Here is a 1,727-nt window from a genome sequence, read left to right on the forward strand (position 1 = left end):
TTAGCAACAGGAGGTGTTGCTGAATATATATCCATGTTCATGGATTAAGTCCCCACTTGTTTTTAGGTGGGAACTAAATTAAGGCTTATAGGATCGCTTGGTAAGGCTGTGTTAGCCGGATGCTTACGTCGGTAGGAACCAAACAACGGCACTATGTGAGATAGAAGCTCCAGACTATATTGAAGTACAGGGAGGTTTACCAACTCCTGAAGCTTTGGAAAAATGGTTTGAAGAAATTGATCAAGAGTTCACTAGAAGTTTATATAAGCCTTAAGGATATAGACTATGAGTAATCGCATTAATATCTGTGACATAGTGGTAGGTCACTTTCGAACATTGCGTCAAACTCGTAACAATAAAATAGGAATTTTAGAATTTCTTGTATTCATTGTGCTTCCAATAATTTTATCAGTTAGTATTATTTTCATACCATTGAATGGGAAGGAAATAATTTCTTTACTGGTTAATTTAGGTTCAATATTCTCAGCTTTACTTTTATCAGTTCTAGTTCTAGTTTTTGACCAAGAACAAAAACTGGAAGAAAGAAGAGAGTTAGCTGAAGAGAAAGAAAAAGCGATTGATCCACTCTTTGATATTAAGAAGTCGGTATTAGAAGAGCTTTATTACAATATTAGCTATTCCATTTTATGTTCTATTGTCCTTGTTTCTTTATGCCTAATTTATACATCAATCAAATATATAACTATATTTCATGGTTATATGTTGAAACCATTGATAGTTTTCATTCTTATAAACTTACTTCTTAACATATTGATGATTTTGAAAAGAATGCATACATTGCTTGTAAGTAGATGATATATAAATATTAAATTATGTTTAAGAAGAATTTGAACCTAGCCTTTAGTACGTTTTTTATTGACTAATATGTGTATTCATATATATTAGTAGATAGATAGCTTGTGGGGTAGGAAGATCCTCACGTTAAACTCTCAAATTCCTTGTTGCTATCTAGAAAAGCCTCGACAAATGTCGAGGTTTTTTGCATTTAAATGGAAATATATATGCAATTAAAGAAGTTAAATACCTCTTTCTACACTGGAAATCCGATAGTCCAACATGCATTGGATTACTATGCTCTGGATAGTAAATGGGATACAACCAAAGAAAGGGGACATGGGGTAGTAAAAATCACTATAAATGATCTTACTTTTGCAATTCCTGTTAGATCTCATGTTACTCACAATGCTTCATTAATTCTTGAGGTAAATAGAAAAGTTAAACATATTAAAGGAATGGGGCTAGATTATTCGAAAGCACTACTAATCAAAGATGAATCATATATTTCAGATGAAGTATTTGTGCTTAGGACAAAGGAAGCTGGTAAAAAGTTAGCTGGTAAGGAAGCACATATAACAAAAATGTTTATTGGTTATGTAGAAAAATATATTAATGCGGTTAAAAAAAAGGATCAAAACATCCTAAGATCAGCTGAATATATAGAAACTACTCTGATTAATTATCACGAAGAATTAGGAATTTCTCAGCAATAAGAAATATTAAATTTTTCTAAAATTAACATAATACACCTTATACGATATCAAAAATGGGAGCCTAAGCTCCCATTTTTATTGATGTTTTTTTAAATCTTCTAACATTGCTTCTCGCAGAATTTCATTCATTCGTGTTTGATAGCCTTTACCTTGAGCTTTAAACCATGCAAGTACATCAGCATCTAAACGGATGGAAGTCTGTTGCTTCACTGGGCG

At 32.0% G+C, this 1,727-nt stretch carries 3 protein-coding genes; 2 read left to right on the plus strand and 1 reads right to left on the minus strand.

Features of this window, described 5'->3' with window-relative positions:
• Positions 1 to 285: 285 nt before the first annotated feature.
• Both FTV38_RS17375 and tenpIN read left to right on the plus strand, forming a co-directional pair.
• Entirely contained in the window at positions 286 to 816 is a 531-nt protein-coding gene (locus tag FTV38_RS17375) for a hypothetical protein (RefSeq protein ID WP_179996726.1), read from the plus strand.
• A gap of 206 nt (positions 817 to 1,022) precedes the next feature.
• The gene (gene tenpIN, locus FTV38_RS17380) at positions 1,023 to 1,511 is read left to right on the plus strand and encodes a type III toxin-antitoxin system TenpIN family toxin (protein WP_180023031.1); all 489 of its coding nucleotides are present in this window, start codon (positions 1,023 to 1,025) and stop codon (positions 1,509 to 1,511) included.
• A gap of 75 nt (positions 1,512 to 1,586) precedes the next feature.
• On the opposite strand, the gene FTV38_RS17385 is transcribed toward tenpIN, so the two are convergent.
• Positions 1,587 to 1,727: BrnA antitoxin family protein (locus tag FTV38_RS17385; RefSeq protein WP_180023032.1), on the minus strand; the 141-nt coding region annotated here is incomplete at its 5' end.

Source organism: Acinetobacter sp. YH16044, assembly GCF_013417145.1.
Taxonomy (GTDB): domain Bacteria; phylum Pseudomonadota; class Gammaproteobacteria; order Pseudomonadales; family Moraxellaceae; genus Acinetobacter; species Acinetobacter amyesii.

Bases quoted from the DNA above. Each gene is read 5' to 3' on its own strand.
- FTV38_RS17375 (WP_179996726.1), top strand. From the start codon at position 286: ATGAGTAATCGCATTAATATCTGTGACATAGTGGTAGGTCACTTTCGA.
- tenpIN (WP_180023031.1), top strand. From the start codon at position 1,023: ATGCAATTAAAGAAGTTAAATACCTCTTTCTACACTGGAAATCCGATA.